This is a genomic window from Microbacterium sp. 71-23 (assembly GCF_001897265.1).
GTDB lineage: Bacteria > Actinomycetota > Actinomycetes > Actinomycetales > Microbacteriaceae > Microbacterium > Microbacterium ginsengisoli.
Map to the genome: position 1 here is coordinate 77,912 of NZ_MKSL01000016.1, position 18,852 is coordinate 96,763.

The following is an 18,852-nucleotide window of genomic DNA, read 5'->3' on the forward strand; positions in this document are numbered from 1 at the left end:
ATGCCGCCAGCCTGCCTCACGATCGGTCGAGTGGCCAGTCGGAGGGCGGTGTCGGGGCCGCAACCGACGACGCCCCCGCCCGGAATCCGGACGGGGGCGTCGATCGCCTGAGGAGGGTCAGACCCGCGCGGCCTCAGCGACCGTGCGGGCGGCGCCGAGCGCCTGCTCGAGGTCGGCCTTGAGGTCGTCGATGTTCTCGATGCCGACCGAGAGGCGCACGAGGCCGGGGGTGACACCGGTCGTGAGCTGCTGCTCGGGGGTCAGCTGCGAGTGCGTGGTCGAGGCGGGGTGGATGACGAGCGAGCGCACGTCGCCGATGTTCGCGAGGTGGCTGAACAGGGTCAGCGCGTTCACGAACGCACGGCCGGCCTCGACGCCGCCCTTGAGCTCGAACGAGAGCACCGCGCCGACGCCCTTCGGGGCGTAGCGGTTGGCGGCGGCGTACCAGGGCGAGGTGGGCAGGCCCGAGTAGTTCACGCTCGCGACGTCCTCGTGGTTCTCGAGCCACTCGGCGATCTCCTGCGCGTTCTGCACGTGACGCTCGATGCGCAGCGACAGGGTCTCGAGGCCCTGGATGAGCAGCCAGGCGCTCTGCGGCGCGATGGCGGCGCCGAGGTCGCGCAGCAGCTGCACCCGGGCCTTGATGATGTACGCGAGACCGTCGCCGACCGCCGCGGTGTAGCTGGCGCCGTGGTACGAGGGGTCGGGCTCGGTGAGACCGGGGAACTTGTCGACGTTCTGCGACCACGGGAAGGTGCCGCCGTCGACGATGATGCCGCCGATGGTGGTGCCGTGACCGCCGATGAACTTCGTCGCCGAGTGCACCACGATGTCGGCGCCGTGCTCGAACGGACGGATGAGGTACGGCGTCGCGATCGTGTTGTCGACGATCAGCGGCACGCGGTTCTCGTGCGCGATGTCGGCGACCGTGCGGATGTCGAGCACGTTGATCTTCGGGTTGCCGATCGTCTCGGCGAAGAAGAGCTTCGTGTTCGGGCGCACCGCGCGGCGCCACTCCTCGGGGTCGTCCTGGTTCTCGACGAAGGTCGTCTCGATGCCGAGCTTGGCGAGGGTGTACTTGAAGAGGTTGTAGGTGCCGCCGTAGATCGAGCTCGACGAGACGATGTGGTCTCCGGCCTGCGCGATGTTCAGCACGGCGAACGACTCCGCCGCCTGGCCGCTCGCGACGAGCAGCGAACCGGTGCCGCCCTCGAGCGCGGCGAGGCGCTGCTCGACGACATCCTGGGTGGGGTTCTGGATGCGGGTGTAGATGTTGCCGAACTCGGCCAGCGCGAAGAGGTTCGCGGCGTGGTCCGTGTTGTCGAACACGTAGGAGGTGGTCTGGTAGATCGGCGTGGCACGAGCCTTGGTGACAGGGTCGGGCTGCGCGCCGGTGTGAACCTGCTTGGTCTCGAAACGCCAGTTCTCGGAAGAGGTCATCGGTGCTCCTCTGGGGTGCGGGTGGTGAAGTGGTCGGTGGCTTGCCATGACAGTAGGGGGCGTGCCGGGAGCCGACAAGGGCGCCGACTCGCCGCGTAACACGACGTTCAGCCCCGTCATAGCATCGATGGATGCCGCTCCCTCCGCCCGTGTCTGAGCACCCGCGCGCGCCCGCTAGCGTGGACGGTATGACCAAGCGTGCGGTAGTGACGGGGGCAAGTTCGGGGATCGGCGAGGCGACGGCGCGCAAGCTCCGTGCCGACGGGTGGGACGTGGTGGCCGTCGCCCGCCGCGCGGACCGTCTCGAGGCGCTCGCGGCCGAGACCGGCGTGGTCCCGTTCGCCGCCGACCTCACCGTCGCCGCCGACGTCGCCGCGCTCCGCGACTTCCTCGCCGCCTCCGGATCGGTGAACAGCGTGATCCAGGTCGCGGGTGGTGCTCGCGGCACCGATCACGTCGCCACCGGGGATGTCGACGACTGGCAGTGGATGTACGACGTCAACGTCCTGTCGACGCAGCGGGTCGTGGCATCCCTTCTGCCCCTGCTGCGCGAGGCCGCCAAGGCCGACGGTGTCGCAGACATCGTGATCGTGACCTCGACCGCGGCGCGCGTCGCCTACCAGGGCGGCGGCGGGTACAACGCGGCGAAGGCGGCGGAGTCGGCTCTCGCCCAGGCGCTGCGCCTCGAGCTCAACGGTGAGCCGCTGCGCGTCGTCGAGATCGCGCCGGGCATGGTGCAGACCGAGGAGTTCTCGCTCAACCGACTCGGTGGAGACCAGGGCGCCGCCGACAAGGTGTACGAGGGTGTCGAGGCGCCGCTCGTCGCCGACGACATCGCCGACCTCATCGCGTACGCCGTCGAGGCACCCGGCCACGTGAACCTCGACCTCGTCATCGTGCGCCCGGTGGCTCAGTCGGCGCAGCACGTGCTCGCCCGCGGCCCGCTGCACGTGCGGGAGGGCTGAGCGCCTAGGCTGGTGCGGTGCGCCGCTCGGCGCGGGAAGGACGGCGTCGAGTGGGCGAGGCGAACGAGGAGCGCGAGCATCTGACCTGGGAGGGCTTCGGCGAGGCGTCGAGGTCGCTGTCGCGGGACATCCTCGCGGCCGGGTTCGTGCCCGAGGTCGTCGTGGCGATCGCCCGTGGCGGTCTGCTGCCGGCCGGTGCCATCGCGTACGGGCTGGGCATCAAGAACTGCGGCGCGATCAACGTCGAGTTCTACACCGGCATCGGCACCGTGCTCGACGCCCCCGAGGTGCTGCCGCCGGCGCTCGACCTCTCCTACCTCGAGGGGCGGAAGGTGCTGCTCGTCGACGACGTAGCCGACAGTGGCCGCACGCTCGATCTCGCCGTGAAGCTGCTGGTCGACCGGGGCGCCGAGGTGCGCTCGGTGACGATCTACACGAAGCCGACCACCATCATCGAGCCGGACTTCTCCTGGAAGCGCACCGATCGCTGGATCAACTTCCCGTGGTCGTGGAAGGGCTCGGTCCTCGAAGAGGACGGCGGCCTTCCCGCATCCGCCTGAGAGGCACCGGGATGGCGATGAGTCTGACCGAGCTCGCCGCCGCGGGGCTGGTCGACGAGGGCTGGGCGCGGGCGCTCGAGCCGGTCGGCCCGGACATCGCCGCGCTCGGCGATCGTCTGCGCGCCGAGGTCGCGGTGGGTCGCCACTACCTGCCGTCGGGCGACCGGGTGCTGCGGGCGTTCGCCCGCCCGCTCGCCGAGGTTCGGGTGCTGATCGTCGGGCAGGACCCGTATCCGACACCCGGGCATCCGATCGGACTCTCGTTCGCGGTCGACCCGCATGTGCGGCCGCTACCGCGCTCGCTGGAGAACATCTACCGCGAGCTCGCCGACGACCTCGACCTGCCGAAGGCGCCGCACGGCGACCTGTCGGCATGGGCCGATCAGGGCGTCATGCTGCTCAACCGCGTGCTCACCGTCGCGCCGGGTCAGCCCGCATCCCACCGCGGCTGGGGCTGGGAGAAGGTGACCGAGCACGCGATCCGCACCCTCGTCGCGCGGCAGACGCCCACGGGCGAGGCGGCTCCGCTCGTGGCGATCCTGTGGGGTCGGGATGCCGCGAACCTCCGACCGCTGCTGGGCGAGACGCCGATCATCGAGTCGCCGCATCCGTCACCGCTGTCGGCGCACCGCGGCTTCTTCGGTTCGCGCCCGTTCTCCCGTGCGAACGCGCTGCTGGAAGAGCGCGGCGTCGCCCCGGTCGACTGGCGCATCCCGGCCTGACGGCGCCGTGCGTCGCGAGGCCGTCGTGCGCGTATCCTGGGCGCATGCTGGAGGAGGAATACAACCCGTCGCGCTGGAACCTGTTCCGGCAGCAGCAGCGTCGCGCCGAACTGTCGGAGCGGCCCTTCAGCTACGAGATCCGTGCCGCAGAGGAGAGCGATCTCGCCGACATCCGCGAGATCTACAACTACTACGTCACCAACTCCGTCGTGACCTTCGACGAGAAGAAGTGGTCGCTCGCGAAGTGGCGTGACAAGTTCGCCTACCTTCAGAAGCAGAAGATGCCCTTCCTCGTCGCCGAGTCGCCGACCGGCCAGGTGCTCGGGTACGCGCTCGTGCAGCCGTGGGCGGGCAAGTCCGCGTTCCGCTTCACCGTCGAGGACTCGATCTACCTCGGTCACGCGTCGTCGGGCAAGGGCCTCGGCCGTGCCCTGCTCGAGGCGCTGATCGCCGCGTGCGAGGCGAACGGCATCCGCGAGATCGTCGCCGTCATCAGCGACAAGGGCGCGGAGGGCTCCCTGGCGCTGCACGAGAAGCTCGGCTTCGTCGAGGTCGGTCGGATGGGCCGCGTCGGCTTCAAGTTCGGCCGGTGGCTCGGCACGGTCTACCTGCAGAAGTCGCTGAAGCCGACGAAGAAGCGCGGGCTGTTCGGGCGGCTGCGAGACAGCCCCGACGACGCCCGAGCCGACGCCGACGCCGACGCCGACTGACGCGGCGCGGTCTCAGATGCCGGGGAGCGTCGGGATCGCGGCGAGCAGCTGACGGGTGTACGGATGCTGCGGCTGCGCGAGCACCCGCGCGGTCGTCCCGCGCTCGACGATGCGCCCGGAGGACATGACCACGACCTCGTCGCAGATGCTCTGCACGACCCCGATGTCGTGGGAGACGAGCACGAGGGTCAGGCCCTCGCTGCGGCGCAGGTCGGCCAGCACCTCAAGGATCTGCGCCCGCACCGACACATCGAGGGCCGACAGTGGCTCGTCGCCCACGAGGATGCGCGGCCGGTGCACGATGGCCCGTGCGATCGCGATGCGCTGGCGCTGCCCGCCCGAGAATTCGTGCGGGTAGCGGGCCGCGGCATCCGCATCGAGACCGACGGCCGCGAGCACTTCGGCGACGCGCGCGCGACGGTCGCCGTCGATGCCCAGCGCCCACAGCGGCTCGGCGATGATGCGGCCGACGCGCATGCGGGCATCGAGAGAGGCGTACGGATCCTGGAAGACGATGCCGGTCTCGCGCCGCAGCCAGTGCAGGGCGCGGGCGGGGGAGGCAGCATCCACCTCTCGGCCGTCGATGCGCACACTGCCGGTGGTCGGCGCGTCGAGTGCGAGCAGCAGCCGCACGAGCGTGGACTTGCCCGACCCGGACTCGCCGATGACCCCCAGCGCCGAGCCCTCGGTCACGACGAGGTCGACACCGTCGAGCGCCGTCGTGGTCTCGCGCGGGCCGAACAGGGCGCGGCGCGGCCCGCGGTGCACCCGCGTGAGCCCGCGGGCCTCGATGAGCGCGGTCATGCGGACTCCTCGGGCAGGTCGGATGTCGCGGCCCCGCGCCACAGCGTCGCCGCGGCGTCGCGCAGCAGGCCCCGCGTGACGGGCGAGGCGGGCTCGGTGAGAAGGGTCGTGAGGGGACCGGTCTCGACCACCCGTCCGGCCGAGAGCACGACCGCATGGGTCGCGACCTGGGCGAGCACGGCGAGGTCGTGGGTGATGAACACGAGCGACATGCGGTCCTCGTCGGCGAGTCGGCGCAGCAGTTCGAGGATGCCGGCCTGCACGGTGACGTCGAGTGCCGTCGTCGGCTCGTCGGCGACCAGCAGGCGAGGGCGTGCGGCCAGGGCCATCGCGATCGCGACGCGTTGACGCTGCCCGCCGGAGAGCTGGTGCGGGTAGCGCGCCACGATGCGCTCGGGGTCGGGCAGTGCCACACGGCGGGCGCCCTCGACCGCGAGGCGGCGCCGCTCGGCGCGGGAGCGCTCACCGTGGATCGCGGCCGCCTCGGAGATCTGGCGGCCGACAGTGCGCACCGGGTCGAGGGCCGTCAGCGGGTCCTGGAACACCATGGCGAGCTCCCGCCCGCGACGACGGGCGAGCTCGCGGTCGCGCAGCCCGACGAGTTCGACCCCCTGCCACCGGATGCTGCCCGACACCGCCGCGCCGTCGGGCAAGAGTCCCAGCAGCGCCCGCGCGGTGAGCGACTTGCCCGAGCCCGACGCGCCGATCAGCCCGACGCGCGCGCCCTCGGGCACCGCGAACGTGACGCCGTCGACGACGCGCACGCCGCCGATCTCGACGACGAGGTCGGTCACCTCCAGGCTCACGCGACCACCCCCGGCACGTGGGTGCGGGCGCGGCGGGCGCTGCCGCCGCTCGCGCGCAGCAGGGGATCGGTCGCCTCGCGCAGGGCGTCACCGAGCAGGTTCAGCCCGAGCACGGTGAGCGAGATCGCAAGCCCCGGCCAGACGACCGAGAGCGGGTAGACGCTGATGTACTGCTGCAGTTGCGAGAGCAGCAGGCCCCACGAGGCATCCGTCACCGGCGCCCCGAACCCGAGGTACGACAGCCCCGCCTCGGCGAGCACCGCCACCGCCATGCCCCACGACAGCTGCACGATGAACACCGGCAGCACGTTCGGCAGCAGGTGCCGCCACAGGTTCTGCGCGGGGGTAAGGCCGGCCGCGCGCCCCGCGAGCACGACGTCGCTCAGCAGTACGCGACGCAACTCGGGTCTCGTCACGCGGGCGATGTTCACCCCGAATCCGATGCCCATCGCGACGATGACCACCCAGAGCGACCCGCCCCAGACCGCGGTGATCATCATGGCGATCAGCAGCACGGGGAACGCGATCAGCACGTCGACGACGACCGCGACGCTCTCGCGCACGAGGCGCGGCGTGAGGGCGCCGAGCGCGGCGAGCACGAGACCGAGCACGGTCGCGATGATCCCCGCGCCGACCGCGACGACGACCGTGGTGCGGGCGCCCGCCATGAGCAGGCTCAGGATGTCGCGGCCCGTCGCGTCCGTGCCGAGCAGGTGCGGCCAGCTCGGCAGCTGCCAGCGGATCTCGACGTCGGTGCGCTGCGGATCGAACGGGGTCCAGACCAGGGCGACGGCGGCGGTCGCCAGCACCGCGGCGGCGATGACGAGCCCGATGCGGCCGGCGGGGAGTCGCCACACCCGGGCGATCACACTGTCGCTCATGACGCCTCCCGCTGTCTCGGGTCGATGAGCCGGTGCACCAGGTCAACGGCGAAGCCGACGATGAGCACGAAGGCGGTGAGCGCGAGCAGCTCGCCCTGCACCTTCGGGATGTCCCGTGCCTGCACGTCGGCCACCAGCATCCGTCCGATGCCGGGCAGGGAGAAGAGCTGCTCGATGACGACGGCGCCCACGATGATCGCCGCGATCTGCAGGCCGAGCACGCTGATGATCGAGAGCCCCACGTTCGGCAGCCCGTGGCGCACGAGTGCGCGTGTGCGGGTGAGGCCCTTCGCGGCGGCGGCGGTCACGTAGTCCTGGTCGAGGGCCTGCAGTGTCGCCGAGCGCACGAAGCGCATGAGCAGCGCACCCTCGACGACGCCGATGGTCAGCGCCGGGAGGATGAGGGCGCGCAGCGCGAGCCCCGGATCCGACCAGCCCGAGCGGGGGAAGCCTTGCGCGGGCAGCCAGCCGAGGGTCACGGCGAAGACGATGACGAGCATCATGCCCGCCCAGACGACCGGAACCGCGGCCACGGCCTGCGCGCCGATGCTCAACGCCGCACCTCCCGCGCGGTGCCGCTGCACGGCGGCCACGACGCCGAGGGGCAGGGCGATGACGACGGCGATGAGCAGCGACAACAGGCCGAGCGGCAGTGTCACCTGCGCCTTCTGTCGCAGCTCGTCGCTCACCGAGCTTCCGGTGACGAGCGAGGTGCCCAGGTCGCCGCGCAGCGCTCCGCCGATCCAGTCGAGGTATTGCAGCGGCAGCGGACGGGTCAGGCCCAGCTGATCCCGGATCCGCGCGATCTGCTCGGCAGTCGCGTTGGTTCCGGCGATCAGCTGGGCCACGTCACCCGGCAGCACGTGCAGGGTGAGGAAGATCAGCACGCTGGCGAGGAACAGGCCCAGGATCAGCAGGGCCAGCCGTGTCAGCGTGAATCTGATCACCCGTTGCTCTTCTCCAGGGTGGCGAGGTTGATGCGAGAGTTGACGTTGTCGGCGGGGAAGCCGGTGATGCCCTTGCCGACGGCGACGACCGACTCCCAGTTGTACAGCCAGTCGGCGGCGTTGTCGTCAGCGACGATCTTCGCAGCCTGCGCGAGCAGGTCGTCCACCTGCTGGTCGCTGGTCGCGGCGATCGCCTGCTGGTAGAGCGACTGCACCTGCGGGTTGTTGAACGTGAAGTAGTAGCTCCCGTTCGCCCAGGTGTTGCCGAAGTCTCGCGGCTCGGCGTGGTCGACGAGGCTGAGGTCGTAGTTCTTGTTCGTGTAGACGTCGTTGAGCCACGTCGTGAAGTCGACGCTGTTCACCTTGAGGGTGATGCCGGCGTCGGCGAGGTTCGACGTGAGCAGCTGCGGGATGGTCGTGCCGTAGAACGAGGGCACGGTGAGCGTCAGCGTCAGGTTCGACACTCCCGCGTCAGCGAGAAGCTGCTTGGCCTTGGCCGGGTCGTGGCTGATCGTCGACGACAGGTCCTGGTAGCCGGGGTCCGGCTGCGGGATCGGACCGTAGAGGGGTTTGCCGGAGCCGACAGCGGCGATGATCGCGTTGTGGTCGATCGCGAGGCGGATCGCCTCGCGTACACGGGTGTCGTTCAGCGGCGCCTTCGTGCTGTTGAAGGCGAGCACGAACTTGTCGGTCGCGCTGCCCTTGACGACCGAGAAGTCGCCGCCCTTCTCGACCTGAGAGCTGAGAGTGGCGTCGAAGCCGGTGATGACATCGACCTCGCCCGACTGGGCGGCGGAGATCGCGGCCTGGTTTTCGGGGATGATGTCGAAGACGACCTCGGCGACCTTCGCCTTGTCGCCCCAGTAGGCGTCGTTGCGGGCGAGCGTGATGTTCGCGCCCTGGTTCCACGACTTCAGCGTGAAGGGTCCGGTGCCGTTCGCCTTCGTCTTGTAGTCGACGGTGTCGCCCTTCTTCAGGATGATGCCGGCGCGCCCGGTGAGGTTCCACAGCAGCTGGGAGTCGGGCGACGAGAGGGTGAGCGTGATGGTGTTGCCGGTCGCGCTGATGTTCGACACGTGCGAGAGCGTGGAGCTGTTGGCCCATGTGCTCTCGTCGCGGTGCTGCGTGAGCGACCACACCACGTCGTCGGGCGTCAGCGCCTGACCGTCGTCGAAGGTGACGCCGTCGCGCAGCGTGAACGTGTAGGTGAGCGCATCGGAGGACACCGTCCAGGCGCTCGCGAGCGAGGCGACGATCTTCTGGTCGGGCGTGCGCGAGACGAGGCCCTGATACACGTTGTCGATCAGAACCTGGTCGAGGGCGACCCCCGCGGTCTGGCGGATGTCGAGGTTGGTGGGCTCCAGTGCCAGTCGGATGTTGACGGTGGCGTTGGGGTCGCCAGAAGCGGTCGGTGCGCTGCTGCCCCCGGCGGAGCAGGCGGTGAGTGCGAGGGCGGCGGCGGCCAGGATGGCGGCCCCGGCCAGTGCGGTGCGGCGGAACATGCGGGATCCTCTCGGTGCGGGGATGTCCGTGCTGTGGAACGTCCGTGCGGGGGAAGGGCGCGCGCCGGATCGGCGAGCTTCCCTCAGCCTAGGTCGGGGGCACCGGGCCGCGGCCCAGATGACCGGCCGCCGTCACACGGCGACACGCGACGTCACACGGCCGGTGATCGGCGGCCGGAGGCCGCACGCACGAGGGCCGCCAGCTCGGCCGGGATGTCCTCCTGCACGTTGTGACGCGCAGGCACGGAGACGACGGATGCCGCGGGCAGGCGCCGCGAGAAATCATCGGCGTCACCCGCCGAGACGAACCCGCGCTCGCCGCGGATGAGGGTGATCGGTGCGGTCACGGCGGCGAGGTCGTGCCACCCCGACTCGGACAGCAGATCGCGCACCGCGGAGTCCAAGGTCGGGGCGTCCGCGTCGCCGTTCGCGACGGCGGCGGCGAGGTGCGCGAAGTGATGCTTCCACTCGACGCGGCCGTCCTCGCGCACCCGCGAGTTCAGATAGACGCCGCGGGTCGCCGCGCCACGGCTGCCGCCGAGCCCGAAGGACAGCGCGCGCTCGACCAGCTCGTCGCGGCTCGCCCACGAGGTCGGGCCGGCGAAGAAGGCGCGGATCTGCGCGGGCCCCTCGTCGGGGTTCACGCCGGGGGTGATGTCGACGATCACAAGGCTCGCGACGAGGTCGGGCCGCCGTGCGGCGACGGATGCCGCGGTCAGCCCGCCGAGCGACTGCCCGACGAGCGTCTGCGGCGACGTGGTCCAGGCCTCGAGCGCGCGCACGACGTCGTCCGCGAGAGGACCGGCCGTGTACGCGGCATCCGATCGCCACGACGAGTCGCCGTGACCGGCGAGGTCGATCGAGAGCGCCGGCAGCCCAAGGGCCAGGATCGTCGTGTCGAACGTGTGGGCATTCAGACCCGCTCCGTGAAGGAATGTGACGGCAGGCGGCGCGTCGCCGAAGCGCAGGGCGCTCAGGGTGCGGCCGTCGGGAAGCGCGAGCGTCAACCGCTCGGCGGCGGGGATCGGCCCGGTGGCGCCCAGTTCGGCGGCCTGGGCGGGGAGGAAGGAGAACTCGTCGAAAGCGTCGTCGGTCACCCGCACATTCTGCACCGCACCGCCGGCGGCGGGCGCCGCGTCGTTAGGCTGACAGCGTGACCGCCCCCCGCTCCGCACGCCCGTCGTCTGCCCGCACCCGAGGGTGGCGCTCATGAGCGGTGCGAGCGTCGAGTTGGTCTCGGGAGTCACCAACTTCCGCGACGTCGGCGGCCTCCCGGCCGGGGCCGGCACGACCCGGCACGGGGTGCTGTTCCGGTCGGGGGCGCTGTCTCGTCTCGACGACGACGGGCGACGCACCCTGCACGAACTCGGCGTCGAGCGCATCGTCGACCTGCGATCCGACGACGAGCTGGCGCGCGAGCCCAGCCGGGTGGACGGACTGGGCGTCGAGACCGTGCGCGCGCCGATGTTCGTGGGATCGCTCGAGTCATTCCTCGCCAGCGGCGTCACGCTCGACGACTCCTACCTCGACCTGCTCGAGAACGCCGGGGAGCGCATCGCCACCGTGGCGCACAGCATCGCGGCGGGGCATCCGACTCTCGTGCACTGCGCGATCGGGAAGGACCGCACCGGAGTCTCGGTCGCGGTGACCCTCGCCGCCGCCGGTGTCGACGACGAGGCGATCGTGGGCGACTACGCCCTCACCGAGCAGAACCTGCCGGCCTCGCGGGCCCGGCAGATCCGGGCGTGGCTGGCGCGCGCACACCCGGGCAGCCGCCACCTCGAAGAGCTCTACCTGCACTCACCGGCCCGCGCGATGCGGCATGTGCTCGCGCACCTGCACGAGCGCTGGGGCGACGGCGGTGCCTACCTGCGGGAGGCGGGCGTGTCGGCCGACGAGCTCGCCGCGCTGCGGTCGGCCTTGGTGGTCGCCCCGTGAGCACGTCGCCGGAGCGCACCGCCGTGAAGCCCCCGCTCCTGGTGCCGCGCTGGATCGCCGTGTGGTTCATCGTGACAGCCCTCATCCAGACCTACGACGCCTGCTACGAGCTGCTCGGCCCGCTCTCGCACGCCGGTGGACCGCTCGCCTGGTTCTGGCCGGGGCACGTGTTCTACAGCTCGTTCGACCAGCGCTACGCCCAGGCCGACGCGTTCGGCAGCGCGCAGAGCTGGGCGAACCTGCTCGAGGTGATCGCGCTGATCTGGGTGCTCACGCACCTGCGACGCTGGTCGGGCGTCGTGCTCGGCCTGATCGTGAGCGTCGCGACCTTCTGGAAGACCGTGCTCTACTTCCTCGTCGAGGCCTCGAGCGGACTCGAGATGACCCGACAGTCGCTCGAACGCGGCGACATCGCGGGGTTCCTCAGCGTCGCCGTGCTGCCGAACCTGGTGTGGATCGTCGTGCCGTTCGCGGTGATCGTCGTGCTCGGCCGTCGCATCGTGCGGCGGCTTCAGGCCACCGAGGTGCGCGGCACGTAGTTGCCGTCCTCGAGGCCCGCCTCGATCTCGAACCGGTTGCGGAGGGCGTCGCGCCCCGCGAGCGTGTAGAGCACGGGCATGAGGAACCCGTAGCGGCGCCACTGGCGGGCGTGCACCGCCTCGTGACGCAGCACCCGGTCATCGAGCCGGCCGTCGCCCGTGAGGAAGCAGTTGCCGACGCAGACGCCGCCGCGGGCGAAGGTCCATGACGGCATGCCGCGGAACACCCACAGCTCGCCGCGGCGCTCGACCCGCCCCCGGCTCCACAGGAACCCCCAGGTCCAGCCGACGGTGCAGCCGTACCAGAAGCCGACACGGCTGATCGCGGAGTCGAGCAGCACGGACGGGATGAACCGGTCGAGCCGTCGTCCGCGCGCGACGGCCGCGTCGGCGCGGGCGCGCCAGTCGGCCGGGATGCCGCGGCTCACGCGAGTGCGCCGACGAGTCGCAGGATCGTGCCGAGGTCATCGACCGCGGCCGCGGCGCTGGCCGGCGCGAAGCCGGTGATCGACGCACCCGCGAGCGGCACCCGGGCACGGAGCGCCGCGAGGGCGGCGACGATGCGCGCCGGATCGGCGCCGAACGGCGACGCGGCGGTCAGCCCCGTGATGGCGGCGGGGTCGAGCACGTCGAGGTCGAGGTGCACCCACACCGCGTCGGCATCCGTCTGGCTCACGGCGTCGGCGAGCGCGGTGTCGGCGAGATCGACGGCGTCGAGCCGGGCGAGCGGGGTGTCGGCGAGGAACGCCGACTCGGCGACATCCAGATCGCGGGCACCGACCAGCACGGTGCGGGACGGCGCGATGCCGGGGGAGACCACGAGTGAGGGCTCGCCGCCGCCGAGCGCCGCGCGCAGCGCCATGCCGGCGAACGCGCCCGACACCGAGGAGTCGGGGGTGTGCAGGTCGCCGTGCGCATCGAACCAGACGAGGCCGAGACGCTCGTGGCGGGCGGCGGCGTGGGCGATGCCGCCGAGGGCGACGCTGCAGTCGCCGCCGACGATCACGATGCGGTCGGTCTCCGAGGCGAGGAGGTCGTCGATGCGGGCGCGGGTCTGCTGCAGGGTGCTCAGGCGGTGCACGCGGGTGCCGAGCGCGTCACCCGCCTCGAGCGGCACGTCCACCCGCACACACGCCGATCGCGGCAGGTCGCCGGCGATCGCCTCGGCACCGTCGACGAGCTGCATGGCCCGCGCGGCGGGCGACCCCTGCCACTGCGGCACGACCACGAACCGGGTCATCGGGACTCCTTGCGACGGTGGGCGGGGAAGCGAGAGGGCCGGATGCCGCGGCATCCGGCCCTCTCGTGACCTCAGGGCTGCTGACGGTACTCGTCGGCCTGAGGGAGTGCCTGCGGCTGGGGGGTCGCCGCCGGGTTCAGGGCGGCGGGCGCGGCCCCGGCCTTGAGGGCGGCGAGACGCGCCTCGACCTCGGTGAGCTCGCCGACGTCCTCGAGCGACTCGAACTGGGCGTCGAGGCTGGATGCGGCCAGCTCTGCCTTGCCGGCGGCGAGGGCCTCCTGGCGGCGGATCTTCTCCTCGAAGCGGCCGATCTCGCTGGTCGGGTCGAGCAGGTTCACGCTCTTGACGGCGTCGTGCACCTTGTTCTGAGCCTCGGCGACCTTGGCGCGCGCGACGAGCTCGTTGCGCTTGGTCTTGAGCTCCTCCAGCTTGCCCTTCATGCCGTTCAGGCCCGACTTGAGCTTCTCGACGACCTCGGTCTGCGCCGCGATCTGGGGGGCTGCGGCCTTGGCCTCGGACTCCTCGGAGATCTGACGTTGGATCGCGATCTTGGCGAGGTTGTCGAACTTGTCGGCGTCGGCGAGGTTGCCGACCCCGCGGAATTCGTCGGCCTTGCGGCTGGCGGCGAGGGCCTTGTTGCCCCATTCGGCCGCGGCCTGCACGTCCTCCTGGTGGTCGCGCTCGAGCAGGCGCAGGTTGCCGATCGTCTCCGCGATGGCCGACTCGGCCTCGCGGATGTTGTTCGTGTAGTCGCGGATGAGCTGGTCGATCATCTTCTGCGGGTCCTCCGCCTGATCGAGCAGCGCGTTCACGTTCGCGCGCACGAGGGTCGAGATCCGTCCGAAGATCGATTCCTTGGCCATCGAAGTCCTTTCCGAGGGGGCCGCCCGCGCGGCACCGGCCGCGAGGCGGTCATGGGTGCGATTCGAGTCTATGCATCCGCGGGAATGGGGGCGAGAGGATGCCCCGACTCCGGGGATTCTCCCGGCGGACGGTGCCCGCGCAGCTCGCGGAGGGGCGGACGGACGGGTCGCGGGCGGGTCGCGGGGTCGGTGTCGCCGCACCGGCCTAGGCTCGCTCGTCGGAGGCGACGATGGACGACAGGTACAGCGGCGATGTGCTGGCGGCGGGCTGGCGCGAGCGCGGCCGGCGGGTCGTCCCCGACGTGCCCGCGGCACGCGATCTCGTCGTCGAGGTCGCCTCCGACGGCTTCTGCGGCGCGGTCGTCGCGGTGCGCAGCGGCATGGTCGAGCTCGAAGACCGCCGCGGCGCGGTACGGGTCTTCCCGCTCGGCAGCGGCTTCCTCGTCGACGGCGAGCCCGCGCGGCTCGTCGCCCCGGTCGCCGCCGCCCCCACGGCACCCCGCCGGTCGGCGTCGGGATCGATCGCGGTCGAGAACCATCAGGCGCGCGTCGCGCGGCCGAGTCGCATCCTCGTCGAGGGCCGCCACGACGCCGAGCTCGTCGAGAAGGTGTGGGGGCATGACCTCCGAGTCGACGGCGTCGTCGTCGAGTACCTCGAGGGCGTCGACCACCTCGCCGCCCTGCTCGACGCGGAGCCGCCGGCATCCGATCGCCGGTACGGCGTCCTCGTCGACCACCTCGTCGCGGGATCGAAGGAGTCGCGCATCGCCGAGGGCGTGGCCCGCGGCCGGCACGGCGCGCATGTGCGCATCGTCGGGCACCCGTTCATCGACGTGTGGCAGTGCGTGAAGCCCGCCGCCGTCGGCATCGCCCGCTGGCCCGAAGTGCCGCGCGGCATCGAGTGGAAGGTCGGCGTGTGCCGGGCGCTCGGCTGGCCCGCCGACGACCAGGCCGACATCGCCGCGGCGTGGCAGCGCATCCTGGCGGGCGTGCACACCTACCGCGATCTGGAGCCCGCGCTGCTCGGCCGCGTCGAGGAGCTCATCGACTTCGTCACGGCGTGAGGCGGGGGAGAGCAGTCGTTAGCCTGGACGGATGACCGATCCGGCGCCCGTGTTCCGTGACTCGCCCGTCTCGTTCGTGCGTCGCGGCGGCCGCATGTCCGACGCCCAGACCCGCGCCTGGAACGAGCTCGCACCGCGCTACGTGCTTCCGGTCGAGCGCGTTGTCGCCACGACGAGCGTCGCCGCCGGCAGCGCCGTCGATCCGGCCGAGGTCTACGGTCGACGGGCGTCGCTCATCGTCGAGATCGGCTCCGGTCAGGGGCACGCGATCGTGCACGCCGCCCGCACCCGGCCGGCCGACGACTTCCTCGCCGTCGAGGTGTTCAAGGCGGGGCTCGCGCGCACCATGCTCGACGCGGATGCCGCCTCCCTCACCAATCTGCGCCTGGTCGAGGCGAACGCGCCCGAGGTGCTCGAGCATCTGCTGCCCGCGGCATCCGTCGCCGAGGTGTGGGTGTTCTTCCCCGACCCGTGGCACAAGGTCAAGCACCACAAGCGGCGGCTCGTGGCGCCCGGCTTCCCCGAGATCGTGCGCGCGGCGCTCGCCCCCGGGGGTGCGCTGCGCCTCGCGACCGACTGGGAGGACTACGCCCTGCAGATGCGCGAGGTGCTCGACGCCGCAGACGGGTTCGAACGCGGCTTCCCGGGGGAGTGGGCGGAGCGGTTCGACGGCCGTGTCGAGACGGCCTTCGAGCGCAAGGGCGCACGGGCGGGACGCGACATCCGCGATCTGGTCTACCGCGCGGTCTGAGTGGCGACCGTCGCGCATACGGGATGCCGCCTGAGGGCGTGCTGAAGAGGCGCTCGCGGCGGAATCATGCCATCATCCATTGACACCATCGGCTCCACCGGCGCGCTCGTCGCGCGCCCCACAACGGACTCGTCTTGCCGCGCTGCGGCGGCGGAAGGGACGTCGTGACGACTTCTGGCGACCACGACCTGCGCGGCGCTGCGGGCTCTCTCCCGCCGGCCGCGACCGTGGCGTCCCCGCTGCGTCGGCGCGCCGTGCGCGCCTGGCAGGGACTGCTCGACTGGTTCGAGGAGACCTCTCAGCCGAACCCGGCCGTGCGCCCGGTCACGGCCCGCGCGGTGCGCGCCGTCGTGGGCGTGTGGGCGCTGGGGCGTGGGGTCAACTTCATGCTGATGTTCGTCATGTACGAGCTCGCGCACGCCTTCGGCTGGGCGTTCGGCCCCAACGCGCAGCGGGTGACGACGTTCCTGCAGTTCCTCTCCGACTGGGACGGCGCCCGCTACGGCCGCGTCTCGCAGATCGGCTATCCGACGCAGCTGCCACTCGACGCGTACGGCGCGGTCGTGCCGAACGACTGGGCGTTCCTGCCCGTGTTCCCCTGGCTCGAGCGCATCATCTCGGATGCCACGGGCATCCCGTGGCAGATCGTCGGCATCTCGATCGCCGTGCTCGCCAGCGGCGGTGCGACCATCATGCTCTTCCTGCTGCTGCGGGCTGTCACCTCGCCGACGGCGGCCTGGTGGGGTGCGGTACTCTTCAGCTTCGGCCCGATGTCGTTCATCTTCGTCGTCGGCTACGCGGAGTCGCTCTACCTCTTCCTGCTGTTCGCTGCGATGCTCCTCGCCGTCAAGCGGCGCTATCTGTGGATCATCCCGATCGGGCTCGTCGCGTCGTACACGCGGCCGGGCATCCTGGCGTTCGCGCTCGGTCTCGGGATCGTGTTCGTGACGCGATGGTTCCGTCGCAAGGTCGATCCGTTCCCGCCGTCGCAGCTCGTGAGCCTGATGATCACGGGTCTCGTGCTCGCCGGTGCCGGCCTGTCGTGGTCGTGGATCGCCGACGCCGTCACCGGCACGCCCCACGCGTACCTGCTCACCGAGACGAGCTGGTGGGTGCCGTTTGTCGGGGAGGGGCATTTCGCACCCTTCACCCCGTGGTTCCGCATGGCGTGGACGTTCACGGGCATCATCGGCGTCGTGCTCGTCGCCGCGCTGATCGCGGCGTTCCTGCTGTGGATCTTCTCCCGCCCGGTGCGCAGGCTCGGCATGGTCGTCGCGACCTACGGGTTCGGCTATGGCGTCTACCTGTTCGCAGTGTTCCTGCCACAGCAGAGCATCTTCCGGCTGCTGCTGCCGATGACCCCGATGCTCGGCGACGAGCGGCTCTCGTCGACCCGCCGCCGCCGCATCATCAGCCTCGTCGCGGCGCTCGTCGGCCAGGTGCTCGCGGTGTTGCTGCTGTGGACGATCGGGTTCCCGTAAAGCCTCCGTTCAGCGTCGTGCGGTCGCCGTCGCTGTCGGCGGATGCCGCGGCGGACTGGTAATCTCGACCGGTACGCCTCCGTAGCTCAGGGGATAGAGCGTTGGTTTCCGGTACCAAAGGTCGCAGGTTCGATTCCTGTCGGGGGCACCAGGCGTCACGAGGGATCGCGAGCATTCGCGGTCCCTTGTTTTATGTCCGTGACAACACCGTGACAACAAAAGATCGGCGTTTGGCAGCGTCGAGCGCGGCCGCAACCTGGTCGAGATCGTCCTCGAAGAGGTCGGCGTAGACCTCCAGAGTCATCGCCGCCGACGAGTGACCGAGCATTCGCTGCACCGCTTTGACGTGCGCGCGGGGCCGGCACCTCAACGCTCGCGGCGGTGTGTCGGAGGTCGTGCGGTGCGACCCGCGGGAAGGTGTCGTTGATGCTCTGAGCGTCGCGCACTGCGACCGTGAACCATCCGTTCCGCGATCCCGGGATAAGCAGGTGCGATGTGCCGTCGCGAAGAGTAATTCGTCGCGGCCTTTGCCCTCGGCGAGTTGAGCGAGGGGGAGCGTGAGGAACTCGGCGTAGGGCACCGACGGCGACCGATGGGTCTTCGGCGTGCACCTGGTGCGACACCTTCACCGCGTTCTCTTCTACCTTGACCCGGCGGAGGGTGTCCACGTTCCGGATGCGTAGCGCCGTCGCCGCTCCCCATCGCAATCCCGTGTACGCCAGGAACAACACCAGCGTGGGGTGCCGCGCTGGTCGGCGAGCAGTCGCACCTGAGTGTGCGAGAGGTAGCGCCGCCGCGCATCCGCAGATTTCGGCGGGAGCTTGAGGCCCCGTGCGACGTTGCGCGCGAGCAGACGGTCAGCGACGGCGGCGTCCAGGATGCCGGCGACGATGCCCTGCGAACGCCGGAAAGTTGTCGACCCGCCCTTGAGTGCCGACACCCAGGACTGCACCTCCGAGTGGCGGATCGAGTCGATCACCCGCGCGCCCCACTGAGGTTCGACGTACTCGCCGCGTGCCTTCGACACCTCGATCTCGGCGAGCCGGATCTCTGCGTCGAACTTCGTGTGGGACCCGCGGACTGTGCGTTGCGCGAAGTCCGGCGCACGGTAGCTGATGTGATAGCGCTTCGCGCCCGCAGCGGTCGTGTTGCGGTGGATGCTGCCCATTGGTGCCTCCTTTCACGGCTGCTCGGCAGGTGATGTCGAGCGCGGGCGAGAGGCCCGTGGGGCGAGGTGTCGTCTGCCGGCCGAACTCCGGCAAGGTGAGCGTCGCGAATTGTGGAGAACTGCAAGAGGGCTCGACAACTTGCTCGGCGCAACCGAAGGGCAGGATCGTTACGTCGGTCGACATCGATTCGATCGCGCTAGGCCGAGCGCAGGAGTTCGCCTACACGACTTCCGCTCGCGAGACAGGTAACCTCGCGCATCGCATTCTCCCCGTCAGCCGTCAGTCGTCGAGCGGATCATCACCCCGAGGGTGGGCACGACTAGATCGAGGCTCTCACGAACCGCCGCTCAGACTGCCGTGGTCGCCGTAGGCGAATGACGACCTAGCTTGGCGACGTCCCGAACGCCCGGATACTGGTCAAGTCCCGTGGTGTGGTGTCACTTCGGTTGTTTCCGGTGGTGGATGGGGTT

20 protein-coding genes and 1 tRNA gene are annotated in these 18,852 nt (G+C 70.8%); 10 read left to right on the plus strand and 11 right to left on the minus strand.

Going from position 1 to position 18,852, the window contains the following annotated elements; genetic code table 11:
* Positions 1–117: 117 nt before the first annotated feature.
* On the minus strand, positions 118–1,440 hold the full coding sequence (locus BGO15_RS06435; RefSeq protein WP_045248311.1) for a bifunctional o-acetylhomoserine/o-acetylserine sulfhydrylase: 1,323 nt from the start codon (positions 1,438–1,440) through the stop codon (positions 118–120).
* A gap of 188 nt (positions 1,441–1,628) precedes the next feature.
* On the opposite strand from BGO15_RS06435, the gene BGO15_RS06440 reads away from it, so the two are divergent.
* From BGO15_RS06440 to BGO15_RS06455, 4 genes are read left to right on the plus strand one after another with little or no spacing between them, the layout of a single operon-like run.
* Entirely contained in the window at positions 1,629–2,405 is a 777-nt protein-coding gene (locus BGO15_RS06440; RefSeq protein WP_045248312.1) for an SDR family NAD(P)-dependent oxidoreductase, read from the plus strand.
* A gap of 50 nt (positions 2,406–2,455) precedes the next feature.
* Positions 2,456–2,965, plus strand: a complete 510-nt coding sequence (locus BGO15_RS06445) for a phosphoribosyltransferase (RefSeq protein ID WP_056206543.1) — start codon at positions 2,456–2,458, stop codon at positions 2,963–2,965.
* An 11-nt stretch (positions 2,966–2,976) separates the two neighbouring features.
* A complete protein-coding gene (locus tag BGO15_RS06450) occupies positions 2,977–3,687 on the plus strand; it encodes a uracil-DNA glycosylase (protein WP_056206545.1) in 711 nt (236 codons plus the stop codon).
* 44 nt (positions 3,688–3,731) lie between these two features.
* Positions 3,732–4,397, plus strand: coding sequence for a GNAT family N-acetyltransferase (locus BGO15_RS06455; RefSeq protein WP_056206547.1), 666 nt, complete (start codon positions 3,732–3,734; stop codon positions 4,395–4,397).
* A gap of 12 nt (positions 4,398–4,409) precedes the next feature.
* On the opposite strand, the gene BGO15_RS06460 is transcribed toward BGO15_RS06455, so the two are convergent.
* The 6 genes from BGO15_RS06460 to BGO15_RS06485 form a co-directional block, all read right to left on the minus strand.
* The gene (locus tag BGO15_RS06460; protein ID WP_082482997.1) at positions 4,410–5,201 is read right to left on the minus strand and encodes an ABC transporter ATP-binding protein; all 792 of its coding nucleotides are present in this window, start codon (positions 5,199–5,201) and stop codon (positions 4,410–4,412) included.
* Complete coding sequence (locus BGO15_RS06465; protein ID WP_056206548.1) at positions 5,198–6,007, minus strand: ABC transporter ATP-binding protein; 810 nt, start codon at positions 6,005–6,007, stop codon at positions 5,198–5,200. The genes BGO15_RS06460 and BGO15_RS06465 overlap by 4 nt, the downstream gene beginning before the upstream one ends.
* The gene (locus BGO15_RS06470) at positions 6,004–6,888 is read right to left on the minus strand and encodes an ABC transporter permease (RefSeq protein ID WP_056206551.1); all 885 of its coding nucleotides are present in this window, start codon (positions 6,886–6,888) and stop codon (positions 6,004–6,006) included. Before BGO15_RS06470 ends, BGO15_RS06465 begins: the two co-directional genes overlap by 4 nt.
* Positions 6,885–7,835 carry an ABC transporter permease gene (locus BGO15_RS06475; protein WP_045248319.1) on the minus strand — a complete coding sequence of 317 codons (951 nt, stop codon included), beginning with the start codon at positions 7,833–7,835 and terminating at the stop codon, positions 6,885–6,887. Before BGO15_RS06475 ends, BGO15_RS06470 begins: the two co-directional genes overlap by 4 nt.
* Positions 7,832–9,337 (minus strand): ABC transporter substrate-binding protein, encoded by a 1,506-nt coding sequence (locus tag BGO15_RS06480; protein WP_056206552.1) that lies wholly within the window; start codon positions 9,335–9,337, stop codon positions 7,832–7,834. The genes BGO15_RS06475 and BGO15_RS06480 overlap by 4 nt, the downstream gene beginning before the upstream one ends.
* A gap of 152 nt (positions 9,338–9,489) precedes the next feature.
* Positions 9,490–10,434, minus strand: coding sequence for an alpha/beta fold hydrolase (locus BGO15_RS06485; protein ID WP_235557389.1), 945 nt, complete (start codon positions 10,432–10,434; stop codon positions 9,490–9,492).
* 112 nt (positions 10,435–10,546) lie between these two features.
* On the opposite strand from BGO15_RS06485, the gene BGO15_RS06490 reads away from it, so the two are divergent.
* Positions 10,547–11,275 carry a tyrosine-protein phosphatase gene (locus BGO15_RS06490; protein WP_056206554.1) on the plus strand — a complete coding sequence of 243 codons (729 nt, stop codon included), beginning with the start codon at positions 10,547–10,549 and terminating at the stop codon, positions 11,273–11,275.
* Entirely contained in the window at positions 11,272–11,814 is a 543-nt protein-coding gene (locus BGO15_RS06495) for a hypothetical protein (protein WP_056206556.1), read from the plus strand. Before BGO15_RS06490 ends, BGO15_RS06495 begins: the two co-directional genes overlap by 4 nt.
* Here BGO15_RS06495 and BGO15_RS06500 read toward each other — a convergent pair.
* The 3 genes from BGO15_RS06500 to BGO15_RS06510 all read right to left on the minus strand — a co-directional run bounded on the left by BGO15_RS06500 (position 11,787) and on the right by BGO15_RS06510 (position 13,917).
* Positions 11,787–12,242, minus strand: coding sequence for a hypothetical protein (locus BGO15_RS06500; RefSeq protein WP_056206558.1), 456 nt, complete (start codon positions 12,240–12,242; stop codon positions 11,787–11,789). The genes BGO15_RS06495 and BGO15_RS06500 overlap by 28 nt on opposite strands.
* Positions 12,239–13,054, minus strand: a complete 816-nt coding sequence (locus BGO15_RS06505; protein WP_056206559.1) for an arginase family protein — start codon at positions 13,052–13,054, stop codon at positions 12,239–12,241. The genes BGO15_RS06500 and BGO15_RS06505 overlap by 4 nt, the downstream gene beginning before the upstream one ends.
* Before the next feature lie 71 nt (positions 13,055–13,125).
* Entirely contained in the window at positions 13,126–13,917 is a 792-nt protein-coding gene (locus BGO15_RS06510; RefSeq protein ID WP_056206561.1) for a PspA/IM30 family protein, read from the minus strand.
* Between the two features lie 230 nt (positions 13,918–14,147).
* Here BGO15_RS06510 and BGO15_RS06515 point away from each other — a divergent pair, with 230 nt between their 5' ends.
* The 4 genes from BGO15_RS06515 (at position 14,148) to BGO15_RS06530 (ending at position 17,364) form a co-directional block, all read left to right on the plus strand.
* Complete coding sequence (locus BGO15_RS06515; protein WP_056206564.1) at positions 14,148–14,981, plus strand: DUF3097 domain-containing protein; 834 nt, start codon at positions 14,148–14,150, stop codon at positions 14,979–14,981.
* A gap of 31 nt (positions 14,982–15,012) precedes the next feature.
* Positions 15,013–15,732: a tRNA (guanosine(46)-N7)-methyltransferase TrmB gene (gene trmB / locus BGO15_RS06520; protein ID WP_045246646.1), complete on the plus strand. Its 720-nt coding sequence runs from the start codon at positions 15,013–15,015 to the stop codon at positions 15,730–15,732.
* A 164-nt stretch (positions 15,733–15,896) separates the two neighbouring features.
* Entirely contained in the window at positions 15,897–17,213 is a 1,317-nt protein-coding gene (locus BGO15_RS06525; protein WP_056206567.1) for a hypothetical protein, read from the plus strand.
* A 75-nt stretch (positions 17,214–17,288) separates the two neighbouring features.
* Positions 17,289–17,364, plus strand: a tRNA-Arg gene (locus BGO15_RS06530).
* A 489-nt stretch (positions 17,365–17,853) separates the two neighbouring features.
* Here BGO15_RS06530 and BGO15_RS06535 read toward each other — a convergent pair.
* Positions 17,854–18,381 carry a site-specific integrase gene (locus BGO15_RS06535; protein ID WP_056518907.1) on the minus strand — a complete coding sequence of 176 codons (528 nt, stop codon included), beginning with the start codon at positions 18,379–18,381 and terminating at the stop codon, positions 17,854–17,856.
* Positions 18,382–18,852: the final 471 nt, after the last annotated feature.